Annotated in this window: 22 protein-coding genes and 1 pseudogene; 9 read left to right on the top strand and 14 right to left on the bottom strand. The window is 61.1% G+C overall.

Features of this window, described 5'->3' with window-relative positions:
* Nucleotides 1–154 precede the first annotated feature (154 nt).
* Complete coding sequence (locus tag J5M72_RS16790) at nucleotides 155–1759, top strand: methyl-accepting chemotaxis protein (protein WP_169430762.1); 1605 nt, start codon at nucleotides 155–157, stop codon at nucleotides 1757–1759.
* 115 nt (nucleotides 1760–1874) lie between these two features.
* On the top strand, nucleotides 1875–2078 hold the full coding sequence (locus tag J5M72_RS16795; protein WP_169430761.1) for a hypothetical protein: 204 nt from the start codon (nucleotides 1875–1877) through the stop codon (nucleotides 2076–2078).
* 6 nt (nucleotides 2079–2084) lie between these two features.
* Here J5M72_RS16795 and J5M72_RS16800 read toward each other — a convergent pair whose 3' ends face one another.
* The gene (locus J5M72_RS16800) at nucleotides 2085–2321 is read right to left on the bottom strand and encodes a DUF2789 family protein (RefSeq protein WP_169430760.1); all 237 of its coding nucleotides are present in this window, start codon (nucleotides 2319–2321) and stop codon (nucleotides 2085–2087) included.
* Between the two features lie 40 nt (nucleotides 2322–2361).
* Entirely contained in the window at nucleotides 2362–2625 is a 264-nt protein-coding gene (locus J5M72_RS28970) for a hypothetical protein (RefSeq protein WP_243433369.1), read from the bottom strand.
* Nucleotides 2626–3031: 406 nt separating this feature from the next.
* Here J5M72_RS28970 and J5M72_RS16805 point away from each other — a divergent pair, with 406 nt between their 5' ends.
* The 3 genes from J5M72_RS16805 (at nucleotide 3032) to J5M72_RS16815 (ending at nucleotide 4846) form a co-directional block, all read left to right on the top strand.
* Entirely contained in the window at nucleotides 3032–3502 is a 471-nt protein-coding gene (locus tag J5M72_RS16805) for a hypothetical protein (RefSeq protein WP_085711422.1), read from the top strand.
* Nucleotides 3502–3705 (top strand): hypothetical protein, encoded by a 204-nt coding sequence (locus tag J5M72_RS16810; RefSeq protein ID WP_169430759.1) that lies wholly within the window; start codon nucleotides 3502–3504, stop codon nucleotides 3703–3705. Before J5M72_RS16805 ends, J5M72_RS16810 begins: the two co-directional genes overlap by 1 nt.
* Before the next feature lie 127 nt (nucleotides 3706–3832).
* Nucleotides 3833–4846: an ABC transporter substrate-binding protein gene (locus tag J5M72_RS16815; protein ID WP_207866505.1), complete on the top strand. Its 1014-nt coding sequence runs from the start codon at nucleotides 3833–3835 to the stop codon at nucleotides 4844–4846.
* A gap of 38 nt (nucleotides 4847–4884) precedes the next feature.
* Here the strand turns inward: J5M72_RS16815 and J5M72_RS16820 are convergent, their stop codons facing one another.
* Entirely contained in the window at nucleotides 4885–7017 is a 2133-nt protein-coding gene (locus tag J5M72_RS16820) for a TonB-dependent receptor (RefSeq protein ID WP_207866507.1), read from the bottom strand.
* A gap of 94 nt (nucleotides 7018–7111) precedes the next feature.
* The gene (locus J5M72_RS16825) at nucleotides 7112–7498 is read right to left on the bottom strand and encodes a DUF2946 domain-containing protein (RefSeq protein ID WP_169430756.1); all 387 of its coding nucleotides are present in this window, start codon (nucleotides 7496–7498) and stop codon (nucleotides 7112–7114) included.
* Between the two features lie 94 nt (nucleotides 7499–7592).
* Here J5M72_RS16825 and J5M72_RS16830 point away from each other — a divergent pair, with 94 nt between their 5' ends.
* Nucleotides 7593–8033 carry a DUF3995 domain-containing protein gene (locus J5M72_RS16830; protein ID WP_007950535.1) on the top strand — a complete coding sequence of 147 codons (441 nt, stop codon included), beginning with the start codon at nucleotides 7593–7595 and terminating at the stop codon, nucleotides 8031–8033.
* On the opposite strand, the gene J5M72_RS16835 is transcribed toward J5M72_RS16830, so the two are convergent.
* The 7 genes from J5M72_RS16835 to J5M72_RS16865 all read right to left on the bottom strand — a co-directional run bounded on the left by J5M72_RS16835 (nucleotide 8030) and on the right by J5M72_RS16865 (nucleotide 15114).
* Nucleotides 8030–8392, bottom strand: a complete 363-nt coding sequence (locus tag J5M72_RS16835) for a Na+/H+ antiporter subunit G (RefSeq protein ID WP_169430755.1) — start codon at nucleotides 8390–8392, stop codon at nucleotides 8030–8032. The two genes, J5M72_RS16830 and J5M72_RS16835, sit on opposite strands and share 4 nt — an antisense overlap.
* Nucleotides 8389–8667, bottom strand: a complete 279-nt coding sequence (locus tag J5M72_RS16840) for a K+/H+ antiporter subunit F (RefSeq protein WP_003225959.1) — start codon at nucleotides 8665–8667, stop codon at nucleotides 8389–8391. Before J5M72_RS16840 ends, J5M72_RS16835 begins: the two co-directional genes overlap by 4 nt.
* Nucleotides 8664–9152: a Na+/H+ antiporter subunit E gene (locus J5M72_RS16845; protein WP_207866509.1), complete on the bottom strand. Its 489-nt coding sequence runs from the start codon at nucleotides 9150–9152 to the stop codon at nucleotides 8664–8666. The genes J5M72_RS16840 and J5M72_RS16845 overlap by 4 nt, the downstream gene beginning before the upstream one ends.
* Nucleotides 9149–10828: a monovalent cation/H+ antiporter subunit D gene (locus J5M72_RS16850; protein WP_207866511.1), complete on the bottom strand. Its 1680-nt coding sequence runs from the start codon at nucleotides 10826–10828 to the stop codon at nucleotides 9149–9151. The genes J5M72_RS16845 and J5M72_RS16850 overlap by 4 nt, the downstream gene beginning before the upstream one ends.
* The gene (locus J5M72_RS16855) at nucleotides 10825–11169 is read right to left on the bottom strand and encodes a Na+/H+ antiporter subunit C (RefSeq protein WP_003192163.1); all 345 of its coding nucleotides are present in this window, start codon (nucleotides 11167–11169) and stop codon (nucleotides 10825–10827) included. The genes J5M72_RS16850 and J5M72_RS16855 overlap by 4 nt, the downstream gene beginning before the upstream one ends.
* A complete protein-coding gene (locus J5M72_RS16860) occupies nucleotides 11169–14069 on the bottom strand; it encodes a monovalent cation/H+ antiporter subunit A (RefSeq protein ID WP_207866514.1) in 2901 nt (966 codons plus the stop codon). Before J5M72_RS16860 ends, J5M72_RS16855 begins: the two co-directional genes overlap by 1 nt.
* Before the next feature lie 106 nt (nucleotides 14070–14175).
* Nucleotides 14176–15114, bottom strand: a complete 939-nt coding sequence (locus J5M72_RS16865) for a DMT family transporter (RefSeq protein WP_207866516.1) — start codon at nucleotides 15112–15114, stop codon at nucleotides 14176–14178.
* An 85-nt stretch (nucleotides 15115–15199) separates the two neighbouring features.
* On the opposite strand from J5M72_RS16865, the gene J5M72_RS16870 reads away from it, so the two are divergent.
* The 3 genes and pseudogenes from J5M72_RS16870 to J5M72_RS16875 all read left to right on the top strand — a co-directional run bounded on the left by J5M72_RS16870 (nucleotide 15200) and on the right by J5M72_RS16875 (nucleotide 17574).
* The gene (locus J5M72_RS16870; protein WP_207866518.1) at nucleotides 15200–15763 is read left to right on the top strand and encodes an XRE family transcriptional regulator; all 564 of its coding nucleotides are present in this window, start codon (nucleotides 15200–15202) and stop codon (nucleotides 15761–15763) included.
* Between the two features lie 160 nt (nucleotides 15764–15923).
* Nucleotides 15924–16096 (top strand): annotated as a pseudogene (locus J5M72_RS28975) (5,10-methylene tetrahydromethanopterin reductase); the annotation flags it as partial.
* Nucleotides 16097–16155: 59 nt separating this feature from the next.
* A complete protein-coding gene (locus J5M72_RS16875; protein WP_207866520.1) occupies nucleotides 16156–17574 on the top strand; it encodes an FAD/NAD(P)-binding protein in 1419 nt (472 codons plus the stop codon).
* Here the strand turns inward: J5M72_RS16875 and J5M72_RS16880 are convergent.
* From J5M72_RS16880 to ppnN, 3 genes are all read right to left on the bottom strand, one after another.
* Nucleotides 17568–17777 carry a hypothetical protein gene (locus J5M72_RS16880; RefSeq protein ID WP_134826386.1) on the bottom strand — a complete coding sequence of 70 codons (210 nt, stop codon included), beginning with the start codon at nucleotides 17775–17777 and terminating at the stop codon, nucleotides 17568–17570. The two genes, J5M72_RS16875 and J5M72_RS16880, sit on opposite strands and share 7 nt — an antisense overlap.
* A 280-nt stretch (nucleotides 17778–18057) precedes the next feature.
* Nucleotides 18058–18435 (bottom strand): hypothetical protein, encoded by a 378-nt coding sequence (locus J5M72_RS16885; protein WP_207866522.1) that lies wholly within the window; start codon nucleotides 18433–18435, stop codon nucleotides 18058–18060.
* 391 nt (nucleotides 18436–18826) lie between these two features.
* The gene (gene ppnN, locus J5M72_RS16890) at nucleotides 18827–20200 is read right to left on the bottom strand and encodes a nucleotide 5'-monophosphate nucleosidase PpnN (RefSeq protein WP_169430747.1); all 1374 of its coding nucleotides are present in this window, start codon (nucleotides 20198–20200) and stop codon (nucleotides 18827–18829) included.
* Nucleotides 20201–20244 lie beyond the last annotated feature (44 nt).

Consider the following 20244-nt stretch of genomic DNA (forward strand, 5'->3'; position numbering starts at 1 on the left):
GAAGGCTGCGATCTTTGCTTTTTCTCGTCTGCCGGAAATCCCCCGCACCGTTCCATTGACCTGCCACAGACCCACGACTAACGGACCATGGATAATGGCCTTGTAGTGGCGTTTAATGCAGTCACAACAATGAGAACAAGCGTGGGGTCACAACATGACGAGAGATGGATCTCTGGTTGCAGATCTGCCTGCACCAGTTGTTTTGCCGAAAAATCGCTGGCTGATGCCGACCCTTCAAAGCATCGCCCTGATGCTGGTGCTGGCCGGGATAAGCCTGGGTGAATGGCCCTTGTATGTGGGCATGCCATTGGCGGTGCTGATTGTATGGCTGCCGCGCCTGCGTGCCCGTGCCGTCGCCGATGTGCAACCCGTCGTCGGTAACGACGCGATGTCCGAGCTGACTCGCGACCTTTCCTACACCACCAGTCATAACGCGCTGTCGGCCGCCGGTGTGGCTTTTTCCGTCAAGGAACTGGCTGGCCGCCTGCAATCGCAACTCGACGCCGCCGCGCAGATCGTCAACAACGCCGAAGTGATGATTGCCACTGAGCAAGCCACGTCCCAGCTCAGCCGCGAAGCGCTGGGTGCCGCCAGTGAAGCCCATCACAGCAGCGCGGCGGGGCGCACCGAACTGGTGGATTCGATTTCGCGCATGCATCAGCTCAGTCAGCGTGCCAATGCCAGTCGCGAACTGATCGAGGCCTTGAGCGAGCGCAGTGATGACATCCAGCGCGTGACGCTGGTGATTCAGTCGATTGCCAGTCAAACCAATCTCCTGGCATTGAACGCCGCCATCGAAGCGGCCCGGGCCGGTGAGCACGGTCGTGGGTTTGCGGTGGTGGCGGATGAAGTGCGCGGTCTGGCGGCTCGTACGGCGACGGCCACTGGCGAAGTGGGCGAGATGGTCGCCGACATCCAGCAACGCACGGCGCAGGTGGTGGAGCAGATTCGTCAGCTCTCCGACGATTTGCATACCGGCGTCGAGCAGGTCGAACACACCGGTCAGCACCTGGAAAACATCGCAAGGCTGGCGGCCGGGGTGGAAACCCAGGTCGGCGAAATCGCCCGGGGCGCCGAAACCAATCGCGAACAACTCGACAGTCTGTTCACCGCCATCGAGCAAATGCGCAGCGATCTGGCGATCAGCGATCAACAGACCCGGCGCCTGGCCGAAGCAGCGGTGCAGATGGAAGGGCAGGCGGAAACCATCAGCGAACGCCTGGCCGAAGTCGGTCTGGATGACTATCACCAGCGTATCTACGACCTGGCCCGGGAAGGTGCGAGCCAGATTGCCGCGCGTTTCGAGGCTGACATCGAGCAGGGGCGGATCAGCCTCGAAGACTTGTTCGACCGCCAGTATCAGCCAATCCCGAACACCCAGCCCGCCAGGTTCCAGACCCGATTCGACCGTTACACCGATCAGGTGCTGCCGGCGATTCAGGAACCGTTGTTGCCGCGCCACGAAGGCCTGGTGTTCGCCATCGCCTGCACGCAACAGGGTTATGTGCCGACCCACAATCAGGCGTTCAGCCAGCCACTCACCGGGGATGTGCAGGTCGATACCATCAACAATCGCACCAAACGCAAATTCGCCGACCGCACCGGCATCCGCTGCGGCAGCCATCAGCAACCCGTGCTGTTGCAGACCTACACCCGCGATACCGGCGAGCTGATGCACGACCTGTCGGTGCCGATCATGGTCAAGGGCCGCCACTGGGGCGGATTGCGTCTGGGCTACAAACCGGAGAAGCCGCGGTGAGGCATTGTTGCCGGAACTGCAATTAAGCTGTGCACGCGCGTTGCTGTTTCCTCCTGATTCCAATCATTAACATGCCTGCATAGTTAGGTAGCTAATGAAAAGATTGGAGGTCAGCATGCAATGCAGAGTCGATGTCGCCGTGATGATCGGCAGTGGTGTTCCGGCCGGGCTGCGTGCGATGGGGCAGAGTGTCTGCTGGGTGGTGTTGCTCAACGGAGAGCGACGGGGCACGGCGTTCGCCAGTCGTGACGAAGCGGAAGAGTGCAAAGCCGCCTGGCTCGCGCAATTGGGCGACGAGCCCGGAGACTGCGTCCATTGATCGAATTTATTTGCCTCTGTGCAGGCGTACGTTGAGTTCGTCGACCATCACGGCTTCCTCGCCATCGGCACGCAACCACTCCTTGAGCAATTGGGCCTGCTGCGGGCTCCAGAAATCGGCGTCGATCAGTTTGGTCTCGGCATCCAGCGGATGGGCTTCGATGAAGTCGTCTATGGCCATTTCCTCCGAAGGCAGCCCTAATTGATCGAACAGGGTTGTCAGATTGTAGGCAGGCAGTTCCATGGTGTGCTCCTTGGCGGGTGGGGTGGTCGATCACTCTCTTTTATCTGAGGGGGACGTTGGGCAGGAGTTCGATTCGTGATTCCAGCGAACGCGCAAGCGCACACGCGGCATTGTGATCTTCACGGAAACCTCTTACGCGGCCGGTCGACTTTTCCTTGATATGGAAAAAGGCGTTTCCGGCGAGAATCACTTGAAACTGGGGCTCCCGGCCCGTGGAGTCGGGTGCGGAGTCAGTACCAAAGTCAGGGTTATTCAAGTCAAAGGGTTGTTCGTAAGCCACGGCAAAATGCGTCAAAGTGCACATATGAAGTCCTTTTCATGGATTGACCCGCATTTACAGACGGTTGCGGGTAGTCGCGAGCAGCATCGCTGCTCTAGAATCGCCAACACCTGTTGACGGCATGGCGTTATCTAAAGCAATTTTTTGCGTGCGATATGTCGGAAAAGTGCTTTTCTTGGTGAGTTTTTTCCCTAAAGTTCGTAGTCAGTTTTCTCTGGCCGACCGTGAAGCTTTTTCCTTCAACATTTGGAGAACGTCTTTGCAGGTTTCGCGAGTGCCATTCCAGTAGTCTTGTGAACCTCGCGCTGAATGAGCTCTTTGCTCGCTCAGGCTTTTATCCGAGTCATTGCGCAACACCATCGGCCTGGCCGTTTTTACTGTCGTGCGCGTTTTCCGCGTGCGGCACTCTTTCAAGTGTGGGGATGTTTCTTTGGCAGTCAGTAACCTCGATATGCATGCTTTGTTCGTGCTGGGTGATTTGCGGGCAAAGCTGGTCAAGCAGTTCCAATCGCGTTTTGTTTACATCACCGAGCAAAACGCTGAAGGCATTTACGTTGCCGAGATCGACACCGAAAGCGCATTGGTGGTCGACGACAAGCCCGGCCTGAAGCTCAAGGTTGGCGATCACTTCAGCGCTTCGGTATTGCCCAGTCGTGAAGGCGGCAAGATGGATATCCGTTTTCGCGAGATCAAAATGACCGTGTACGGTCTGGGCGACTATGCCTTTGTCAGCACGGCCGACGGCCATGCCATCGTGTTCAAGGAAGGCCATAGCGCGGTCACCGTGTTTGCCGCCAATGAACAACTGCAGGAAGGCCTGACCAAGACCCTGAAAGCCGTTACCGCCAAGGCTGCCAAATGGCGCAAGGGCGAGCTGGTGACCTTCAAGGCCAGCGAGTGATGACGGTGAGTCGCGCCGATTTCCATTTGCAGAACCTCGACAGCGCCCGCGACGAAGCCCGGCGCCTTTTCGATGCCAGGGCCGAGTTGAAGGGCGTCTGGCTCGGTTGGGTCGCCTCGCAGATCTACGCTTTGCAGCCTGCCGAGTACGCCAGCATGGTCAGACGCGAGCTGCAACGCTTGCAGGAAATGTCTGAAAAGTAGCCTCGTCCGTGGCATGCCCCTGAAAAAGCAGGAACCTCGTCTACAGTCAGTTGACTGAGTACTCAGAGGCTGGCGGACTTCTGTCAGGCCTTCCTGCTATTGCTGCGAACAGCACGAGGTGCAAAGCATGAACGGATTTCGACGGTTGCTGGGCGCTTGTCTGGCCACATTCGGTTTATTGACAGCGGTGCCAGCGGTCAATGCCGCACAAGCGCCGATTCACTTCGCCGACCTGAACTGGGAAAGCGGAAGCCTGATCACCGATGTCCTGCGGATCATCGTCGAGAAAGGCTACGGCCTGCTGACGGACACGCTGCCGGGCACCACCATCACCCTGGAAACCGCGCTCGCCAACAATGACATCCAGGTGATCGGCGAGGAGTGGGCGGGGCGCAGTCCGGTGTGGGTCAAGGCTGAAGCCGAAGGCAAGGTTGCCAGCCTGGGCGATACGGTCAAGGGGGCTACCGAGGGGTGGTGGGTGCCGGAGTACGTGATCAAGGGCGATGCCGCCAAAGGCATCAAGCCAATGGCGCCGGACCTGCGCAGTGTCAGTGATCTGAAGAAGTACAAGGATGTGTTCAAGGATCCGGAGAACCCGAAAAAGGGACGGTTCCTCAACAGCCCGATCGGCTGGACATCGGAAGTGGTGAACAAGCAGAAGCTCACGGCTTATGGGTTGCAGGATGACTTCACCAATTTCCGCAGCGGCTCCGGTGCGGCGCTGGACGCCGAAATCAGTTCATTGATCCGCCGGGGCAAACCGGTGCTGTTCTATTACTGGTCGCCAACGCCGTTGCTTGGCAAGTTCAAACTGGTGCAGCTGGAAGAGCCGCCGTTCGACGCCGAGGCCTGGAAGACCCTGACCGACGCCGATAACCCCAACCCGAAACCGACCCGTTCACTGGCGTCGAAACTGTCGATCGGTGTGTCCACGCCATTTCAGAAGCAGTATCCGGAGATCGTTGCGTTCTTCAGCAAAGTCCATTTTCCGATCGAGGACCTGAACAAGGCGCTGGCCGAGATGAGCGAGAAGCACACGCCGCCAAGGGATGCGGCGCGCGCGTTCATGAAGGCCCATCCGGATGTGTGGCAGGCGTGGCTGCCGAAGGATGTGGCGGACAAGGTTCAGGCAGGTCTTTAGATTTGAGGCGAGGAAGCCTGCTCCCTCGCCCGACCCAATCAGAACCGGGTCTGTACGGCCAGTTCAAAGGTGCGTGGTGTGCCCAGGTAATACGCCGGCGACACATGGGCGAATTCGGCATACACCTCGTTCGTCAGGTTGCGCACCCGCCCCGTGACAGTGGTGTGTGCGTCGACCTTGTAGCTGAGGAAACTCCCGAACAACGTGTACGACGGCACGGTCATGGTATTGGCACTGTCCGCATACACCGACGCCACATACCGCGCATCGACCCCGCCTTGCCATTGTGGGGCGAAGTCATAGGTCAGCCACAGATTGCCGACCCGGTCCGGCACGTTGGTCGGTGTGTTGCCCTTGCGTGAAACCACCCCACCGGCGGCGTTCTTTTCGTTGAACTCATCGTACTCTGCATCGACCCAGGCGAAGTTGCCCTCGGCCAGCAGCCTGTCGGTGATCCGCAGTGAGCTGGCAATCTCGATACCCTTGGACGTCTGTTGGCCAACAGGAATGCTGTTGGTCGGGTCCAGCGGATCTGTAACGGCAAAGTCCTTGCGCTCGATGGTGTAAGCCGCGACCGTCGCCGAGCCACGTCCGTTCAGGTAGTCGAACTTGCTGCCGATTTCCCATTGCTTGCCCGTTGAAACATCGAAGTCCTGAGTACCGTTGGGTTGTTCGGCGGCGGTGCTGTATTGCGCGTAGACATTGGCTGATGGCGTGAATTGGTAGGTCAGGCCGACACGTCCGGTGACCGGCTCCCAGCTGCGCTTGAGGTGGCGCGGGTTGCTCGCCGTCACCGTGCGATGGTTGGTCACGTCCAGATCGATGTCGTCATGGCGCAGGCCAGTGAGCAACGAAAGTTTGTCGGTCAATGCCAGGCGGTTTTCAGCGAACAACGCTTTGGTGGTGACCTCGTTGGTCTTGTCGCTGACAAAACCCGGCTTCGTGCCCGGTATGTCGTAGAAGTGTCCCGGGCGATAGTTGTTCGGATCCACGGTGCTCGCGCCTTTGACGTTGAGTGGCGAGTTGGTGGTCTGGTTGACCTTGTACTCGAAACCGCCGGACCAGGTGGTGTCGAGACCGAACAGGGTGTTGTCGTGACGCAGTTCGAACTGGTTGCCGTCCTGCTCGCCCTGATGCCGCACCTGATACGCAGTGGAGCGGTTCACGGCGCTGTTGTCGGCGTTGTATTGATAGGTTTCCAGGTTGCGGTAGTCGCGCTGGCTGTCGAGGTGGTAGAGCGTGTTGCGCAGGGTCGTGCTGTCGTTGATCCGGTAGTCGATGATCGAGCGCACCCAGATTGTCCGTTGCTCGTAGCGGCCGTCCTCGACGTTGTAGTTGTTGAAGCGATTGTGTTTGTCGATCCTCAATTCGCCGCCCTTGGGGTTGAGCACCGGCGTGCCCCAGTACGGGCTGTCTTCGTGTTCGTCCTGATATTCCAGGGCCAGGGTGTGCGAAAGGTTCGGCGTCAGATCGCTGAGCAGCGAGAACGCCACGCTCCAGGCATCGCGTTCCTGGCGGTCGATGTAGCCGTTGCTGGTGTTGTGGCTGACGTCGAGGCGCGCGTAGTGCTGCACGTCGGCACCGGGTTCGGTCAGCGCGTGGTTGAGTCCGAACGCGGCTTCGGTGGTGTCGTAGGTGCCGTAGCTGACCCGGCCTTCGGCGGCCTGCTCGTCGCGCGTGGCCAGTCTGGTCACGTAGTTCAGCGAGCCGCCGACCGAGCCTGCACCATTGATCAGCGACGACGGGCCGCCGACCAGTTCCACCCGGTCATAAATCCACGAATCCACCGGCCGCGCCAGCCCGCCGGAGACGTTGACGCCGTTGAACATCTGGGTGATCTGGCTGCTGGTGAAACCGCGATAGGAGACGAACCCGCCAAACCCCGGCGGCGCACTGGCGTTCACCCCCGGCAAGGTGTTGGCCGCGTCCTGAAAGTTTTGCGAACCGTGACGTTCGATGTCATTGCGGTTGGCGATGGCCACCGAGGCCGGAGTGTCACGCACGCTGAGGCCGAGGCGCGAGGCCATGCCGCTGGACTGGTCGAGGCTCAGGCCCGGTTCGGCGCCGGACTCGCCATCAATGGTGATCGGCGCCAGATCCACGGTGGATTGCGCCCAGACGTTGACGGACAGGCAGCCGCACAGGCTCGCCAGCAAGGTAAGTTGTTTCATCGTTTGAATCCTGAATGCTTGTTCTCGGAGTCAGCGCACAGGTGAAGGCCGCGCGTTGGCGCAGTGGGCTGACAAATCAAAAAGGCAAAGACACTCAGGCGAGCGGTGGGGCGCGGGGGTTGGCCGAAGGCCAGATAAAGCGGGCAGGGAGGTTGATGCTGACGATGACCGGCAGCGGCGGGCTGTGTTGTTCCGGCAGGATCGCCAGCGTCAGGCTGGAGTTGAACGCCGGGCCCATGCCGCCGGTGGAGCACAGCGGACAGCCAAAGGCCTTGGCCAGGGTCGGCAGTTTTTCTTCGGCGGGATTTGAGGCCAGCGGCGCCTGGGTGCTCGGGTCGACGGCGCAGAACTGGCCACCGATTCCGTTGAGCTGCATCCCGACCATTTGTCCGTGACCGATGCTGCAGGCGAACACGTTGAACAGGACGCAGCAATAGAGCATCCAGGCCAGCATTGAGCGATCGGTACGGGTGAATTTCATGGGGCGGCACTTTACCGCACCGCCGATCGGTCGTGCACATGGAAAAATGCCGACTAGGATGTTTTGTTCAAATCCCTTTAAAGGATTCTCGACCATGACCTTTGTGTTGGCTCAATGGCTGGTGACGATATTTGCGGTGATCAGCCTGATGCATGTGTATTGGGCGATGGGTGGGCAGTGGGCGGCCGTGGCGGTGGTGCCACAGGTTCCGGTGGATAACGGCGGACTGACGCTCAGGCCGGCTTTCAAGCCTTCAGGCTGGATCACGCTGGTGGTGGCGGCAGCCCTGCTACTGATTGCTGCACTGGTGTGCATGCGGGTGGGATGGTGGCTGCCCGCCGTGCATCACTGGGCGCTGCAATGGGTGATCAGCGCGATTGCGCTGCTGATGTTTGCGCGGGCGATTGGCGATTCGGAGCTGGTGGGTTTTTTCAAGGAAGTGAAGGGGTCGCGGTTTGCCCGGCTCGACACTTGGGTTTACTCGCCGCTGTGTCTGATATTGGGAGCCGGGCTGTTGGCTGTCGCCTGGATCTAGCTGCCGGTTTCAGTACGCCGGCTGCTGACCTCGGCCGGCACATCATCCCCGGCCATGCGCTTGCGGAACAACGCCGCTCGCGCCAATAGCAAGGTGGTCACCGGCACGGTGATCGACAGAAGAATCGGGATCAGCCACGCGTGCAGCACGGGTCCGGACTTGAGCGCGGAAAAGCAGATGATCGATGCCAGCGCCACGCACCACGCGCCGAGGGTCGAGGCCAGCGCCGGAGGGTGCATGCGCTGGAAGTAGTCCTTCATCCGCAACAGGCCGGTTGCGCCGATCAGGGCAAACACACCACCGAGCACCAGCAGGATCGCCACCGGGATTTCCACCCACAGAGACAATTCAGCGTTCATTCGATCACCTCGCCACGCAGCAGGAATTTGGCCAGGGCAAACGAGCCGACGAATCCGAACAGCGCGATCAGCAGCGCCGCCTCGAAATAGGTGTCGCTGGAGTAGCGAATCCCCAGAGTCAGCATCATCAGCATGGCGACGATGTACAGGTAGTCCAGTGCGAGTACCCGATCCTGTGCCGATGGCCCTTTGAACAGGCGAATCAGCGTGAGCACCATCGCCAGGGAAAACAGGAACAGCGTCAGCAGAATCGCGTTCGACAGCAGCGGGCTCATTCGAAAATCTCCATCAACGGCTGCTCGTAAGTGACCTTGAAGTGCTGGATGAATTGCGCTTCGTCATCCAGGTCCCAGACGTGCAGCAACAGAATGCTGCGATCCAGCGCCAGTTCCGACCATACCGTGCCGGGCACGACCGTGCAGATCATCGACAACGCCGCCAGGCCATGGGCATCGCGCAGGTCCAGCGGCACCTTGATGAAGCTGGAGCGGGGCGGACGGCGACCGGCGTTGAGGACGCCCCACGCCACTTGAAGGTTGGAGACGATCACGTCACGCCCGACCAGTAGAAACAATCGCAGGATGGTGCCCGGGCGGCGGATATGGATCTGTTGCGGGCGCAGCTTGCGCATCATCAGCGGGGCACAGAAACCGAGTACGGCACCCAGCAGCAGGTTGCCCGGGCTGGCCGACAGGTTCAGCACCAGCCACAGCAACCACAGCGCGAGCGACAGCCACGGAGCAGGAAACAGACGCTTCATGGTTGCACCTCCAGCAGCGCAGCCTTGGCTTCCGGGCTCGGCACGGCGCGGGTGCCGAGCACCGCCATCACATATTGCTGCGGATTGTTCAGGGCATCTGCGGCGGCCTGGGTGTAGCGCAGCAGCGGCTCGGCCTTGAAAGTCAGGGCGATGCTCAGGCCCAGCAGCAGGAAAATCGGTACGCATTCGAGTTTGCGCAGCACCGGGGACGGGCGCTCTTCCGGTGACCAGAAACGCTGGATGCCCAGGCGCGAGAAGGCCATCAGCGAACCGAGACCGGTGAGGATCAGCAGAGCCAGCAAACCCCAGGCGGCCATCGAGATCGGTTCGTCGGTACCCAGACCCAACGGATTGAGCAGGGCGCCGATCAGGCTCAATTTACCGATGAACCCTGATAGCGGCGGCATGCCGATAATCAGCAGCGCACAGGCGATGAAGCTCAGGCCCAGGAAGGCCATGGTCCACGGAATCACCTGGCCGACCACGGCTTTCTGGTCATCATCCAGGTTGATGCCTTTGACTGGCCGCTGCCATTCTTGCGGACGCGGCAGCAGTTCGTTCTCGTCTTCCAGCGGTACTTCGATGGCGGTGCGCGAACGTTCGATCAGTTCCGCCAGCAGGAAGAGTGCGCTCAGGGCCAGGGTCGAGCTGACCAGATAGAACAGCGCCGCGCCGATCAGGTTCGGCTGGGCGAAACCTGCGGCCGACAGCAGAATCCCCGCCGACACCAGAATGCTCAGGCTGGCCATGCGCTCCAGGCGTTGCGCGGCGATGATCGCCACGCCGGCGCAGAGCATGGTCGCCATGCCGCCGTAGATCAGCCAGTCGCCGCCGAAGTAGGCCGAGGCGCCTGCCTGCCCGGAGAACAGCAGCGTCCACAGGCGCAGCAGGGTGTAGACGCCGACCTTGGTCATGATCGCGAACATCGCCGCTACCGGTGCGCTGGCCGAGGAATAGGCCGGCACGAGCCAGAAGTTCAGTGGCCACATTCCGGCCTTGGCCAGGAACGCTACTGCCAGAATGGCCGCGCCAGCATGCAGCAAGCCACGGTCGGCTTCCGGTACCAGCGGAATCTTCATGGCCAGGTCAGCCATGTTCAACGTGCCGGTGACGCCATAGATCAGTGCTGCGCCAATCAGGAACAGCGACGAGGCCAGCAGGTTGATCGAAATGTAATGCAGCCCCGACGACACCCGCGCCCGTCCCGAGCCATGAAGCAGCAAGCCATAGGACGCTGCAAGCAGCACTTCGAAGAACACGAACAGGTTGAACAGGTCCGCTGTCAGGAACGCGCCGTACAGGCCCATCAACTGAATCTGGAACAGCGCGTGAAAGCTCGAACCTGCGCCGTCCCAGCGGGCCATGGCGAACAGCAAAGCGCTGACACCGATGATCCCGGTCAGCACCAGCATCAGCGCTGACAGCCGATCGACCACCAGCACGATGCCGAACGGCACCTGCCAGTTGCCCGGCAGGTACACGCCGATGGAACCGGGCACGCCGGTGGTCTGGGTCCATTGCAGCAACATCACCGAGATGCCCAGGCCAAGCAGGCTGGAGAACAGGTTGATTTTCGCCTTCAGCGGACGGTGCTTTTCACCGAGCATCAGCATGATGGCAGCCGTCAGCAGCGGCAGCAGAATCGGTGCGGCGATCAGGTGTGTCATCGCCGTCATTCCTTGGGCTCCCTTCCGTCAACGTGGTCGGTACCGGTCAGGCCCCGCGACGCGAGCAGCACCACCAGGAACAGCGCGGTCATGGCGAAGCTGATGACGATGGCCGTCAGTACCAGTGCCTGGGGCAGCGGATCGGTGTAATTGAGCAGGTCCTGCGGTACGCCGTCCTTGATGATCGGTTCTTTGCCGATGAACAGGCTGCCCATGCTGAAGATGAACAGATTGACGCCGTAGGACAGCAGGCACAGGCCCATGACCACCTGGAACGTCCGCGGACGCAGGATCAGCCAGACGCCGGAGGCAGCGAGCACTCCGATGGCGATTGCGATGACTTCTTCCATCAGACGGCTCCTTTGATGGCAGCGGTTTTGTGGCCCCGGACCGACTGGTGGGCGAGGGCAGTAAGGATCAACAGCGTCGAACCGACCACCACTGCATACACGCCGATGTCGAAGAACAATGCGCTGGCGACATGGATGTCACCCAGCACCGGCAGACTGAAGTGCCAGGTATGCGTGGTGAGAAACGGATAACCCGCCAGCATCGCGCCGAGTCCGGTGACCGTGGCGAACAGCAGTCCGGTGCCCATCCAGCGCAGCGGCCGCAGACTCATTTGAGCCTCGACCCATTGGGTGCCGGCGACCATGTATTGCAGGATGAACGCCACCGACATCACCAGACCGGCAACGAAACCGCCCCCCGGCTGGTTGTGTCCACGCAAGAACAGATAGAAAGACACCACCAGCGCAATCGGCAGCAGCAGGCGCACCAGCACCGCCGGCACCATCATGAACCCGAGCGCGGTGTCGCTGGCCGAACGCGGGTTGACCAGATCGGTGACCACGTCCGGTGCCAGCAGGCGTTGCTGGGCGGGCAGTTGCAGGCTCTCTTTCGGTGGGCGGAAGCGGCGCAGCAGGGCGAATACAGTCAGCGCCACGGCCACCAGCACGGTGATTTCACCGAGGGTGTCGAAACCGCGGAAATCCACCAGCATCACGTTGACTACGTTGCTGCCGCCGCCTTCAGGCAAGGCACGGCTCAGGTAGAACGAGGAAATGTCGTTCGGAGTCTGCCGGGTCAGCATCGCGTAGGACAGCAAAGCCATACCCCCACCGACGGCGATCGACAGCAGCAAGTCGCGCAGGCGCCGGACCCGGGCCTTGCGCAGGCTGCTCGGCAACGGCGAAACCTCTTCGATCCGCCGTGGCAGCCAGCGCAGGCCGAGCAGGATCAGCACCGTGGTGACCACTTCGACTACCAATTGCGTCAGGGCCAGATCCGGTGCCGAGAACCAGACAAAGGTCACGCAAGTCATCAGACCGCAGACGCTGACCATGGTCAGGGCGGCGAGACGGTGATACTTGGCCTGCCACGCGGCGCCGAGGGCGCAGGCGATTGCCAGCAGCCACAGGGTCACGAACACGATGGAGCCGGGGATTTTCGGCCGGTCGCCCCAGCTCAGGCTGCTGTGCAGCATCGGGATCAGCCCGGCGAGCACCGCCGCCAATACCATCAGGAACAACTGGGTTTGCAGGCGTTTGGTGCCGATTCGCCGCTCCAGGCGTCGAGCCAGGCGCATCATCGCCACCAGACTGCGTTCGAACATTCGCTTGCCGTTGAGGCGACCCGCCAGCGGCGGATACTTGAAGCGGCCGCGCTTGAGCTGGTTGCGTAGCAGCAGATACAGCACGATGCCGCCGGACATGGCGATCAGGCTCATGATCATTGGTGCATTGAGGCCGTGCCAGATCGCCAGGCTGTATTCCGGGAGCACGCCGCCGACTACCGGCAGTGCAGCGGCAGCCAGCAACGGGCCGACTATCTGGGCCGGGAAGATCCCTACCAGCAGACAGGTGAACACCAGCAGTTCCACCGGAGCACGCATCCAGCGTGGCGGTTCGTGCGGGGTGTGGGGGAGATCGGTGGCGGTGGGGCCGAAGAACACGTCGACGGTAAAGCGCAGCGAGTAGGCCACGCTGAACGTACCGGCGATGGTCGCCACGATTGGCAAGGTCGCTTCAACCCAGGCGGTGGCATTGATGAACACGGTTTCGGCGAAGAACATTTCTTTCGACAGGAAGCCGTTGAGCAGCGGCACGCCGGCCATGGACGCACTGGCCACCATCGCCAGGGTGGCGGTGAACGGAATCAGTTTGAACAGACCGTTGAGCTTGCGGATGTCGCGGGTGCCGCTTTCGTGGTCGATGATCCCGGCGGCCATGAACAGCGAAGCCTTGAAAGTCGCGTGGTTGAGAATGTGGAACACCGCGGCGACGGCGGCCAGTGGACTGTTCAAACCCAGCAGCAGCGTGATCAGGCCGAGGTGGCTGATGGTCGAGTAGGCCAGCAGTCCCTTGAGGTCGTTCTGGAACATCGCGCAATACGCGCCAAGCAACAGCGTGGCGGCGCCGGCGCCACTGACGATGTAGAACCATTCTTCGCTGCCGGACAGCGACGGCCACAGCCGGGCCAGCAGGAAAACCCCGGCCTTGACCATGGTCGCCGAGTGCAGATAGGCCGAAACCGGTGTGGGCGCCGCCATTGCGTGGGGCAGCCAGAAGTGGAAGGGGAACTGGGCGCTTTTGCTGAGGGCGCCGATGAGGATGAGGGGAAGCAGGATGGGGTAGAGGGCATGTGCGCGAATCAGATCGCCGGCGGCCAGGACCTTGTCGAGGTCATAGCTGCCGACCACATGGCCGAGGATCATGACCCCCGCCAGCAGACACAACCCTCCGGCACCGGTAACCATCAACGCCATGTAGGCGCCGCGGCGCGCGTCGTGGCGGTGGTGCCAGTAGCCGATCAACAGGAATGAGAAAAGGCTGGTCAGCTCCCAGAAGAACACGATCTGGATCAGGTTGCCGGAGATCACCAGCCCGAGCATGGCGCCCATGAACGCCAGAAAGAACGCAAAGAAACGCGGCACCGGATCATCCGGCGACATGTAATAACGGGCATATAAGGAAACGAGGGTGCCGATGCCCAGCACCAGCATCGAGAACAGCCAGGCGAAGCCGTCCATGCGCAGGACGAAGTTCAGGCCCAGGCTGGGCAGCCACGTGAATTCTTCGCGGATCACGCCGCCGTGGGCGATCTGCGGGTACAGCATCGCGACCGAGACAGTGCCGATCAGTGCGACCAGACCTGCCAGCAGGGATTCGGCGTTACGTGCGTTGTGCGGCAGCACGGCTGCCAGACAACTGCCCAGAAAAGGCAGAAGCAGTAGAACTATCAGGGACATAGGCTTCTAATCTGCGGAAGTTTGTGAAGCATCATACGTGCCAGCTCCCGGATCGCCAAACGCGAGGATGTCTCTGAATCCTACAAAGTAGCCGTAAAACCCCCGTTCAGCCTTCGGTCTCGTGCTCCAATTCTTCCGTGACCGTTTGTGTCTCTTTACCTTTGGTCTTCAGTTCACTGACGATCACTGCCGCCACGATCAGTCCCGCACCCACCAATGCAATCGCTGGCAGACGCTCTCCGGCGATGCGTCCGACGATCCCGGCCCACACCGGCTCACCGGCGTAGATCAAGGTCGCACGGGTCGGCGAAACGCTTTTCTGAGCCCAGTTCATTGCGACTTGAATTGCCGCACTCATCGCGCCCAGGCCCAGGGCGGTGCTCAGCAACAACCACGAGAAGTCCGGAATCGTCTCTCCGGTCGGTACCACCATCAAAAACGACAGCACCGAAGTCGTCGCCAGCTGCACCACGGTTACGCGGCGCACATCGACCTGACCCGCATAGGTGCTGATCAGAATGATCTCGGCCGCTATGGCAATGGCGCTGATCAGCGTGGCGATTTCACCAGGGCTGAAATTCAACGAAGCGCCGGACGGCCCCGACAGCAGCATCAACCCGGTAAACGCCAGCATGATGCCGATGCTCGGCATCAAACCCGGACGCCGGCCCAGCACCAGCCATTGCAATAGTGGTACGAACGGCACGTAAAGCGCGGTGATGAACGCCGACTGACTGCTGGGAATGCTCTGCAAACCGACGGTCTGCAAGCCATAACCGAGCATGATCGCCACCCCGATAAAAGCGCCGGCCTTGAGTTCGAACAGAGTCAGTTCACGCAAGTGCTTCCAGGAGAACAGCGCAACAATGCCTGCGGCAGCGGCAAAGCGCAGACCGACGAAAAACATCGGGCCGCTGACGGTCATCGCGTGCTGCACCAGCAGAAAGGTGCCGCCCCAGAGCATGGTGATCAGCACCAGCACGCACTCGGCTTTGCTGAACCGGGAAAATCGCAGGGGAGTTTGAGTGGAGTTAGCTGACGTCATGACCTTGCGTACTTTTAAGGAGGGGACGCACAATGCGCCAAATGTTGCGCAGTATACTGCCCAACCCCAGCCAGTGAGCAATATAGTGCACAGAGATTCCGTTCAGCGGGCTTCGGTCCTGCAACACGTCAGCCAGAACGTCCGACGCCTGCGCCACGCCGCCGACATGAGTCAGACGGCCCTCGCGGAAAAGTCCGGGGTCAGCCGGCGGATGCTGGTGGCGATTGAGGCCGGCGAGAAGAATGTCAGCCTGACCACCCTCGACCGCGTCGCCGAAGCCCTCGAAGTGGCCTTCAGCGATCTGATCCAGGCCCCGGACAATCGTGATCCCGGCCGTATCAACGAACTCGCCTGGGCCGGCAGCATCCCCGGCAGCAAAGCCGTTTTGCTGTCCAAGGCCAACGCCACTCGCGCGGTGGAACAGTGGGAATGGTGCCTGCAACCGGGCGAGGTCTATCCCTCGCAACCGGACGCCGACGGCTGGAGCGAGCAAATTTTCGTGTTCGAAGGCTGCCTGACGCTGATGCTCGGCGATGAACCCCAACAGATCGCGGCCGGGGAGTTTTTCATGTTCGCCAGTAACCAACCACACACCTATCGCAACGATGGGGACGTGGCCGCGCGGTTCGTGCGCAATGTGGTGATCTGACTGTTGCAGGGCCGACAGCGGATAAACAGTTTGCTTCACCCTGCGTGCAGACTGCTTTAAGTTGTTATCTCAATCTATTGATAAATAAAGAATATATATTCAGGCATGACTCCTGCTAAGGGTTCTGGATCCTCAACCGGAAACCACGGAGTCGCCTCATATGCGGGTGCCGGCGTTGCAGAGGCGCGGTGTCTACAAGACCGAGTACGCGCCGGGGACCTTGCGCGAGAAACTGTTTGGCGAGGGGCCAGGTTGCCGGAGATCCCTCCGGGCAGCGGGTATCGAAACCTGGGCGAGCTGCATCGGCAGGAGAAAAAAGTCGCGTCCGTCTAGACGCCTTCGCGGCGTCTGCACGACACTGACTTGAGCATATCCTCAGCTGCGAGAACGGCATGACTCAAACCGATACGACCGCACTGCGTCACGCCGACATCCTGATTGTCGGCGGCGGCCTCAGCGGCACGATGTTGGCGGTGCAATTGCTGCGTTTGCCGGGGCGCAGAAAGATTCTGGTGATCGAGCCTCGGGCCGAACTGGGCCGAGGCGAAGCGTACAGCGCGGTGGAACTGGGCCATACGCTCAACGGCAACGCGGCGCGGATGAGTGTTGATCCGGACAATGCCGATGATCTGACCCAATGGCTGACCGCTCACATTGCCGCTGGTGGTTGGCCGGAGTCGGATCAGCAGCATGTGCCGGTCAGCGAACTGTTTCCGCCACGGGGGCTGTTCGGTGTGTACGTGCAGCAGCGTCTGGCCGAAGCGCAGCAGGTGGGCGCGCAACAGGGTTCGACGGTCGAGCATGTGCGCGCCGAAGTGGTCGATGTTCAGGCTGCCAGCGATTCCGTGCAGCTCACCTTGAATGACGGTCAGCATCTGCAGGGCGCTTTTGCAGTGTTGGCGACCGGGATGTTCCCGGCTGCCCGCACCCCTCAAAAAGAATCCAGCGGCCTCAATGCAGCGGCGCTCGATCCGTGGGATGTCGCGGCCATGCGTCAGCTTGATCCGCAATCCACGGTGCTGATCATCGGCTCCGGCCTGACCATGGTCGATGCCGTGGTCTCGCTGGAACAGGCCGGGCATCGCGGGCCGATCGAGGTGTTTTCCCGGCACGGGCTGCTGCCCCATGTTCGACGACAGCCGCCGGCGTGGGTGGATTTCCTTGCCGAGGACCACAGTATTCACACACCTCGTCAGCTATTGCGCGAGTTGCGCCGGCATTGCAAAGACGCAATCGCCCAGGGTATCGACTGGCAGGCGCCGCTGGACACAGTGCGCGCTCATATCGGTCGGCTGTGGAGCCAGGCGAGCGACGTGCAGCGCCGGCAGTTCGTGCGGCATGTGCGGCCGTGGTGGGAAAGTCATCACCATCGCTCACCGCCGCTGAGTGCGGAACTGGTCGAGCGTCTGCACAGTGAGGGGCGTCTGCAGATTCATGCCGCTTCTTATAAAGGACTTGAACAGGTGTCGGGTGCAGGCGTCGGTATCCGCATCCGTCGTCGGGGCGAAAATGAAACTTGCGTGGTGCAAGGCGCGACGCTGATCAATTCCAGTGGTATCGAATACGATTGGCGCCGGGTCGATCGGCCTTTGCCGCAGCAGTTGCTGGCCCGTGGGCTGGTGCAACCGGGGCCGTTGGCGCTGGGGATCGCGGCGGCAGAGGATGGTGCGGTGCAGGATGCGCAGGGGAAAGCGTCACAAAGACTGTTCGCGATGGGCCCGCCACTGAGAGGGATGTGGTGGGAAAGTACGGCGGTGACCGATGTTGCGTCGCAGGCCAAGGCGTTGGCCACGCGGCTGGTGGCTCAATAGTCGTAGGCGAATCCGGAATCGTTTTGCGCGACGTAAAGATTCTGCTCCACACTGCCACGGGCCTCACGGTCAATGCCAACGGTGTCGACATTCACGGTACCGGTCATGGCGACAGCCGGCCCGTGGCCATGTGCGCTGGCGATTGCGGCGGAAGTGGCACCGATCAGGGCGACGATAAACCCAAGGGCAATGAAGTCTTTCATGGGTCTGTACCAGAAAGTGGGAGGAAGGTGACTGCCACTTTAGGGCGACCGGCGCCAGAAGAAAAAACACCTTTTCAGATAGTTGTTATCAAAGACGTTGATGCGTGATCAGCGCGGCACGGTGATCCGGCCCAGGTGATCGGCCTCGCGCAGGCTGCGTACCGGTGGCTGTCTTGGGGAAACAGCGGGGCGTTTGTGTCAGAGAACAAGGCTTATCGTTAGTGATCGCTGCGGGGGCAGAGCGCCCCCGGCAGGAATCGACAACAGCCGGTACAAATGATCAGTAGCGCTGGTACTTGGAACCGAACTCGGGACGGTTCTCGGCGACCAGCACGCTGCGGGCGGAACGTTCGCGCAGTTCCTGCAAGCGGTCGGCACCACCCTCGGCGACGCGCTCATGCAACTCCTGCAAGCGGTCGGCGCCGCCTTCAGCCACCCGCTCACGCAACTCCTGCAAACGGTCGGCGTCACCTTCAGCCACCCGCTCACGCAGTTCCTGCAAGCGATCCGCGCCACCTTCGGCAACGCGATCCTTCTGCAGGTTTTCCGAACCGTATTCGGCGATCAGCGGCTGGGAGCTGGCGGATGCCAGGTCGGCCAAAGCCAGGCCGCCGAGCAGGCTGAGTGCGAGTACCAGGGATTTCGAGGACTTGAACATGGTGCTTCTCCTTGCGTTTGAGATGAGTGAGCCAGTGCTTTCTGGTGGGTTCATTCAACCGCGAGGGTGTATCGCTGATATGTGGTGATGGGGCCCGAAAACACGGGTTACGTATCTGCGCGGCGAATTTATACAGAGCGATACAAATCCATCAGGATTCGGCGCCCGTTTCCAGGCCGAGGACGCGGTCGGTCTGGTCGTCGCGGGCGGTGAGCATCAGGATCGGGATGTGGTGGGTTCACACTCTTTTTGTGGAAGCGAGCTTGCTCGCGAAAGCGGTCTGTCAGTCAACAATGATGCTGAATTCGATGGCGCCTTCGCGGGCAAGCCCGCTTCCACAATGTTGTGGGGTGCCCTGAAGAACGGGTCTTCAGGGCTTGTACATTGATGGTCAGGACACCACGCGATAGCACGGCACATACGCCGCGCCGCCCGGCAGTTTCATCCGGTGCTGGGCGACGAAGGCTTTGAGCAGTAGATCGAGGGGCTGCATGATCGCGGCGTCACCACGGATCTGGTACGGCCCGTGTTCCTCGATCAGACGGATGCCCTTGTCCTTGACGTTGCCGGCGACGATCCCGGAAAACGCGCGGCGCAGGTTGGCCGCCAGTTCGTGGGGCGGCTGGTCGCGATGCAGTTTGAGGTTGGCCATGTTTTCGTGGGTCGGATCGAACGGGCGCTGGAAGCCTTCGTCGATCTTCAGCAGCCAGTTGAAGTGGAACGCGTCGGCGCGCTCGCGGCGGAACTGCTTCACGGCTTTGAGGCCCGCGGTCATCTGCCGAGCCACTTCGACCGGGTCGTCAATGATGATTTCGTAGTGCTGCTTCGCTGCCTCGCCGAGGGTGGCGGTGACGAAGGCGTCCAGTTGTTCCAGGTACGGCGCGGCATGTTTCGGCCCGGTCAGGATCACCGGAAACGGCAGGCCGGCGTTGTCCGGGTGCATCAGGATGCCCAGCAGGTACAGGAATTCTTCGGCAGTGCCGGCGCCGCCCGGGAAGATGATGATGCCGTGGCCAACGCGGACGAAGGCTTCCAGGCGCTTTTCGATGTCCGGCAGGATCACCAGCTCATTGACGATCGGGTTCGGCGCTTCGGCAGCGATGATGCCCGGCTCGGTCAAGCCCAGATAGCGACCGCCATGAATCCGCTGCTTCGCGTGGGCGATGGTCGCACCTTTCATCGGGCCTTTCATCACGCCGGGGCCGCAGCCGGTGCAGATGTCGAGGCTGCGCAGGCCCAGTTCGTGGCCGACTTTCTTGGTGTATTTGTATTCTTCGGTGTTGATCGAGTGGCCGCCCCAGCACACCACAATTTTCGGCTCGACGCCCGGACGCAGGGTGCGCGCGTTGCGCAGCAGGTGGAAGACGTAGTCGCTGATGCCCTGGGAAGTGCTGAGGTCGATGCTCAGGGCATCGAGTTCGTTTTCGGTGTAGACGATGTCGCGCAGGGCGCTGAACAGCATTTCCCGGGTGCTGGCGATCATTTCGCCGTCGACGAAGGCGTCGGCCGGGGCGTTCAGCAGTTCCAGTCGCACGCCGCGATCCTGTTGGTGGATGCGGATTTCGAAGTCCTTGTAGGCTTCCAGAATGGTTTTTGCGTTGTCGACATGGGCGCCGGTGTTGAGGATGGCCAGGGCGCACTGGCGGAAGAGGGTGTAGGTGCTGCCGGTTCCGGCCTGGCTCAGTTGCTGAACTTCACGTTGGGAAAGGGTTTCCAGGCTGCCTTTTGGGCTGACCGAGGCGTTGATTACGTGTCGTTGGGTCATGCAGTGATCCTTAAAACGATGTCATTGCCGGCTGGCCAATGGCA

Origin of the sequence: Pseudomonas sp. 58(2021), assembly GCF_017491585.1 — a bacterium.
GTDB classification, from domain to species: Bacteria; Pseudomonadota; Gammaproteobacteria; order Pseudomonadales; family Pseudomonadaceae; genus Aquipseudomonas; species Aquipseudomonas fluorescens_BT.